Here is a 5,197-nt window from a genome sequence, read left to right on the forward strand (position 1 = left end):
GCCATGAGGCTCCCTTTGTTTATTCTATTTGAGACGACTTACTTAATCGTTAGTGTACTCAACATCTCAGCTGAAGGAGCAAAGTAGTAAGCGCCAGTAACGGCTTTAGTAAAGCGAAGCAGTTGGTCTGTTTTGCCATCTGTTTCGCCGTACATACTCTCTAGCATCGCATCGAAATTATGACGAACATTACAGTAAGCGATGAACAGTAAACCGTGATCGCCTGTTGCTGTGCCGTAAGGTAGGCTATGACGAACAATTTTAAGGCCCTTGCCTTCTTCTTTGATATCCACACGACCAACGTGAGACGCCGCTGGAACATCGTCTAGCTCGATCGAATCTGGCTTGGTACGGCCAACCACTTTCTCTTGTGCCGATACGTTTAATCTATTCCAAGCTGGCAGGTTATGCACAAAACGCTGCACCATTACGTAGCTACCACCTGCGAATTCACCTTCAGGCACAATCGCCACTTCAGCACGCTGCGCGTCTTTCGGGTTTTCAGTGCCATCAACGAAATCAGTCATGTCACGTGAGTCTAGGAAACGGTAACCGTAAGTTTCATCTACTACTTCAACGTCTGCCGCTACTTCAGATAGCAATTTACGTAGGATGAAGAAGTGTAGGTCATGTCGGTTTGAATGACAGTGAATCAGAACATCAGACAGTGTGCTCGGTGCTGTGATATCACCTTCACCAAGCGCAGGAAAATCAATTAGATCAGAGGGAGCAGCGTGCTCGAACTTATCCCAAAAAGCTTTTGAGAATGCTACCGACGCCGTTAGGTTCGCATCAGGTTGAGTTTGGTTTAGCTCGTCGATTAGAGTCGGAAGCTTTTGAATTTCTGCTAGTACATTAGCAGTATTAGCGTTCACTTTAAGTTGAACGTAAAGAGCGAAAGGCCCAGCTTCAGGCAAAATAGCACTTTGAACGTTAGGCTGCTCATTTGAAACATTAAGCATAGATTATTCCTTCCAGTTTTAGCTTCTAAGTATAATTGTGAATGGTACAAATGTTTTGATGAGAATCAGTCTTCGTGCTCAACCACTTTAAAGCAATCCCTAGCGGCATGGCTATTGGTTAAATAAAGCGCTAACCAGAGGAGCAATAATAGGGTGATAGCATTTGACCAACGGAACCATCCGTTATCCGAATAGATTAGATAAATTGTGTGGGAGCCCTGTGCCAAGATAGCCATCATGGTAACCCAACGTCCCCATGACACGACTTTGTTAAGGCGCTTTCTATCTGGAGATCTTAGTCCAAATAACCACATCAATAACAAACTAGGGACACTCAACGCAATCCCGACATAAAACATCTGGTGGTCTGGATAGATGGTCTCAAGAATATCCGTTCCCGACTCTCGGCTTGCGCCCGCAACAATGAAAACGACCAAAGCTTTCGCAAGAAACAGCCAACCTAACCATAATAAGATTGGGGCTTTCAAAAAGCCGTGTTTATCGTATTGTTCTATGGAGTACCGCACAACTCTCACTTTCACTTGTTTTCAAACCAACACTTTAACGCAAATCATTCATACTTAACTAGGTTTGCGTTATCTTATTGGTTAATCCGTTTTAATTGTCGAACTCAGTATGAAAAAGAAAACTAATACACCGTCTGTTGAATCTCAACAAGAAGCACTGAAGATAGCCAAAGCGACGCAAAAGCCAGCTCAAACCAAAGAACAAACAAAATTAATTGCTCAAGGTATCGAAAAAGGCATCGCACTTTACAAGAAACAGCAAAAAGAACGCAGCCGCCAAGCCGATAAAGCAAGAAAACGCGTAAAGAAAGAGAAGCAAACTCAACAAACTAATCTAGACGAAGAGAACAATGTAGACACAATTGTTGAAACAACATCAAATCACGCCAGCAAATTGCCGTGGTTACTATTGATCGCAAGCTGGGTAGGTTTCGCGATTTATTTGATGAAATAGCAGGATAAATGTATGAAAAAGGAATTAGTCGCTTTAGCTATGACAGGCATATTAGTCGGGTGCACGACACCGACAACAGTCCCACATAGCAAATCTGACCAAGTACAAATGGATTACCACGGACTGATTGATATCAACGAGTGCGAATATAAAGGGGAAGTCACCGGCAGCGAAGGCCATTGGTATAGTTATCTGTTTTACCCGAACGACACTCTGATTCAAGGCGCAATGAATGAGCTAAAGTCCAATGCTATTGGATTAGGTGCGGACACCGTAATTTTCACACTTCCCCAAGATTTTGCGACTTCCGTAACCATGTTGGGCACCGCTTATCGGTGTCGCTAATTCGACTTATCGGTAATCGGTAATCGGTAATCGGTAAGGAGAAGAAAGAAGAAAGAAGAAAGCCAGCTTTCGCTGGCTTATGCACTAAATCCAAGGCTTGTTGCTATATCGCCTTTACGCTGGATAACCCATTGACTGTCAAATGGCCCCCAGTCGGATAATTGGTAATAGCCATCATTATGACGTCGCCCATCTTGAACAAACATAAGTTCAATACCGATCCCCGGTAACGCCTTGAGTACATCTTGAATAGTACGACGAGGCCACCCCGTTTTTTCGATGAGTTTAGGCACATTTGGCCTATCAAGGCTTTCCACTAACAATGCTAAATATAGCCGCCTTGCAAAAACAGGACTCAACTCCATTGACACCTCCTATATATGTGCAACTCAATTATTTCTTTTTTTGCTGACAACATGTTGAGGCTGATCAATAAGTCTCCAATAGTGACATTTTCTTACTGTTTTTTTTCACTCTATGAAATATTCCTCACTCTATTTTGTCTGAATTGCCGCTTCCTGATAGGATTCAACTCATAACAACGAAATAAAATCACCCAAAGGAAGAATAATGACTATCACTATGTTTGGCATTCCGAATTGCGACACCATCAAAAAAGCAAAAAAATGGCTCGAAGCTGAAGGTATTGAGTTCGAATTTCACGATTATCGTAAACAAGGCATCACCGAAGAGTTGGTAACAAGCTTCTGTTCAGATCTTGGGTGGGAGCTTGTGTTAAACAAACGTGGTACGACTTACCGCCAATTTTCTCAAGAGCAAAAAGACACATTAACGGAAGAAAAAGCCGTAATTCTGCTTGTTGAACAACCAGCAATGATCAAGCGCCCTATCTTGAAAGTCGATGGCAAGCTTCATATTGGCTTCAAAGCTGATCAATACGCTGCTATTTTTGCGTAATCAGCTGTATTAGAACAGATAACAAAGCGTTGAACTTCCCCTGTTCAACGCCTGAAATTAATGACTAGACGTTTAATTTAAACAAGGAACTCAAGGATGACAGACAGCCCAACTTTGGCTCTGGCAAAAGACCTAATCAGCCGTCAATCGGTAACACCAGAAGATGCAGGCTGCCAAGACCTGATGATTGATCGCTTAAAAGCGCTAGGTTTTGAAATCGAAGTGATGGTATTTGAAGATACGACGAACTTCTGGGCTCGCCGTGGTACCGAAGCCCCCCTATTTGCTTTTGCTGGTCACACTGATGTTGTACCTGCAGGCCCAATTGAGCAGTGGAACACTAAGCCATTTGAACCGACTATCGTAGATGGTTTCCTACACGGTCGCGGCGCGGCAGATATGAAAGGTTCTCTGGCTTCAATGGTTGTGGCTGTAGAACAGTTCATTGCTAAGCACCCTGATCACACAGGCTCAATCGGTTTCCTTATCACGTCAGATGAAGAAGGCCCGTTCATCAACGGGACAGTGCGCGTTGTCGAAGCATTGATGGCTCGTGGTGAGAACATCGACATGTGTATTGTTGGCGAACCATCAAGTACTGAGTACGTAGGTGATGTCGTAAAGAACGGCCGTCGTGGTTCTATCACTGGCGATCTAACGATTAAAGGCACACAAGGTCACGTTGCCTACCCTCACCTTGCGAACAACCCGGTACACAGCTCTCTGCTTGCGATCAATGAATTGGCGACGACCGAGTGGGACAAAGGTAATGATTATTTCCCACCAACCAGCTTCCAGATCCCAAATGTAAGTGCGGGCACTGGCGCATCAAACGTGATTCCTGGTGAATTTAATGTTCAGTTTAACCTTCGCTTTAGCACTGAGTTAAACAACGATATCATCGTTGAAAGAATCACAAATACACTCGACAAATACGATTTCGAATACGATTTAAAATGGACATTCAATGGCGACCCGTTCTTAACCGACGCAGGCTCGTTGCTTGATGCTATTGTCGATGCAGTAGGTCACGTGAATGATGTTAAGCCGGCACTGCTTACCACAGGTGGTACATCAGACGGACGCTTTATTGCGCGCATGAAAGGACAAGTGGTAGAACTAGGCCCTGTTAATGCAACCATTCACAAGGTTAACGAGTGCGTGAAAGTGGCTGATTTAGAGAAACTAACTGACATGTACGAAAGAACATTAGTGAACCTGTTCGCTAAGTAGTTTTTTCATCAGCGATTCATAGCATCTAATTATTGAGAGACACGTTATGACACCAGAGCAGCTAACCGGACAATCAGATTCTCATCTAGAACCTAGCCTCATTGGCAGCAAAACCTTCTTGGTTCACAGTGAGGTCAAAGATGACCTAAACGATTTGATTGAAGCTGCTCAACTCGCGGGTTTCAAAATGGAGATTGCCAGTGGCTTTCGCGACTATGAAAGGCAATCTCTGATTTGGAACCGTAAGTTTTCTGGTGAAGCACCAATATTAGACTCAGAAAGCCAACCACTTGATGCTTCAAGACTCAGTGAACATCAAAAGTTGTCAGCGATACTGAGGTGGTCTGCACTGCCTGGGGCGAGTCGTCACCATTGGGGTTGTGACTTTGATGTCTTTGCTCGTAATCACTTACCTGAAGGCACACAGCTGCAACTGGAACCATGGGAATACCTTACTGGCCACCAGCAAGCGTTTTACCAATGGCTTTTTGCCAATGCATCTCAATTTGGGTTCTTCTTTCCGTACAGCCAAGACCTCGGCGGTGTGGCGATCGAACCATGGCATATCAGCCATCGAAAAGTATCGGAGTTGTGTTTATCACAGTTATCTCCCACTTTACTTGGCAAGCAACTCCAATCTAAGCCAATATTAGGGTATGAAATTATTGCGGAGCAGCTAGACGAGATCTATGCGCGCTTCGTGGCGAATATCAGTCATTAGGAGCGCTTATGTTAGAGTGGCTTACAAACCCTTGGGT

8 protein-coding genes are annotated in these 5,197 nt (G+C 44.1%); 5 read left to right on the plus strand and 3 right to left on the minus strand.

The features are described from left to right. Window positions 1-38: 38 nt before the first annotated feature. Window positions 39-962: a Dyp-type peroxidase gene (locus AB4496_RS21020; RefSeq protein WP_009847367.1), complete on the minus strand. Its 924-nt coding sequence runs from the start codon at window positions 960-962 to the stop codon at window positions 39-41. 65 nt (window positions 963-1,027) lie between these two features. Beyond that, window positions 1,028-1,489 (minus strand): DUF2919 domain-containing protein, encoded by a 462-nt coding sequence (locus tag AB4496_RS21025; protein ID WP_009847368.1) that lies wholly within the window; start codon window positions 1,487-1,489, stop codon window positions 1,028-1,030. A gap of 109 nt (window positions 1,490-1,598) precedes the next feature. Here AB4496_RS21025 and AB4496_RS21030 point away from each other — a divergent pair, with 109 nt between their 5' ends. Together AB4496_RS21030 and AB4496_RS21035 are read left to right on the plus strand one after the other, a co-directional pair. Continuing rightward, the gene (locus tag AB4496_RS21030; RefSeq protein ID WP_009847369.1) at window positions 1,599-1,943 is read left to right on the plus strand and encodes a DUF2956 domain-containing protein; all 345 of its coding nucleotides are present in this window, start codon (window positions 1,599-1,601) and stop codon (window positions 1,941-1,943) included. Window positions 1,944-1,955: 12 nt separating this feature from the next. Then, window positions 1,956-2,288 carry a DUF4156 domain-containing protein gene (locus AB4496_RS21035; RefSeq protein ID WP_102257778.1) on the plus strand — a complete coding sequence of 111 codons (333 nt, stop codon included), beginning with the start codon at window positions 1,956-1,958 and terminating at the stop codon, window positions 2,286-2,288. Between the two features lie 77 nt (window positions 2,289-2,365). Here AB4496_RS21035 and AB4496_RS21040 read toward each other — a convergent pair whose 3' ends face one another. After that, window positions 2,366-2,653 carry a helix-turn-helix domain-containing protein gene (locus AB4496_RS21040; RefSeq protein ID WP_004734273.1) on the minus strand — a complete coding sequence of 96 codons (288 nt, stop codon included), beginning with the start codon at window positions 2,651-2,653 and terminating at the stop codon, window positions 2,366-2,368. Between the two features lie 205 nt (window positions 2,654-2,858). Between AB4496_RS21040 and AB4496_RS21045 the strand changes: the two genes are divergently transcribed. The 3 genes from AB4496_RS21045 (at window position 2,859) to AB4496_RS21055 (ending at window position 5,160) form a co-directional block, all read left to right on the plus strand. Continuing rightward, window positions 2,859-3,206 carry an ArsC family reductase gene (locus AB4496_RS21045; RefSeq protein WP_009847371.1) on the plus strand — a complete coding sequence of 116 codons (348 nt, stop codon included), beginning with the start codon at window positions 2,859-2,861 and terminating at the stop codon, window positions 3,204-3,206. Window positions 3,207-3,302: 96 nt separating this feature from the next. Next, window positions 3,303-4,439 (plus strand): succinyl-diaminopimelate desuccinylase, encoded by a 1,137-nt coding sequence (gene dapE / locus AB4496_RS21050; protein ID WP_009847372.1) that lies wholly within the window; start codon window positions 3,303-3,305, stop codon window positions 4,437-4,439. 46 nt (window positions 4,440-4,485) lie between these two features. Further along, window positions 4,486-5,160, plus strand: coding sequence for a M15 family metallopeptidase (locus AB4496_RS21055; protein WP_009847373.1), 675 nt, complete (start codon window positions 4,486-4,488; stop codon window positions 5,158-5,160). Window positions 5,161-5,197 lie beyond the last annotated feature (37 nt).

The organism is Vibrio sp. 10N.222.46.A1, from assembly GCF_041473595.1.
In the GTDB taxonomy this organism is placed as follows: domain Bacteria; phylum Pseudomonadota; class Gammaproteobacteria; order Enterobacterales; family Vibrionaceae; genus Vibrio; species Vibrio tasmaniensis_A.

What these genes read in the sequence shown, in the direction of transcription:
- AB4496_RS21020 (WP_009847367.1), bottom strand. Translation starts at nt 962, where the DNA reads ATGCTTAATGTTTCAAATGAGCAGCCTAACGTTCAAAGTGCTATTTTG.
- AB4496_RS21030 (WP_009847369.1), top strand. Translation starts at nt 1,599, where the DNA reads ATGAAAAAGAAAACTAATACACCGTCTGTTGAATCTCAACAAGAAGCA.
- AB4496_RS21035 (WP_102257778.1), top strand. Translation starts at nt 1,956, where the DNA reads ATGAAAAAGGAATTAGTCGCTTTAGCTATGACAGGCATATTAGTCGGG.
- AB4496_RS21040 (WP_004734273.1), bottom strand. Translation starts at nt 2,653, where the DNA reads ATGGAGTTGAGTCCTGTTTTTGCAAGGCGGCTATATTTAGCATTGTTA.
- AB4496_RS21045 (WP_009847371.1), top strand. Translation starts at nt 2,859, where the DNA reads ATGACTATCACTATGTTTGGCATTCCGAATTGCGACACCATCAAAAAA.
- dapE (WP_009847372.1), top strand. Translation starts at nt 3,303, where the DNA reads ATGACAGACAGCCCAACTTTGGCTCTGGCAAAAGACCTAATCAGCCGT.
- AB4496_RS21055 (WP_009847373.1), top strand. Translation starts at nt 4,486, where the DNA reads ATGACACCAGAGCAGCTAACCGGACAATCAGATTCTCATCTAGAACCT.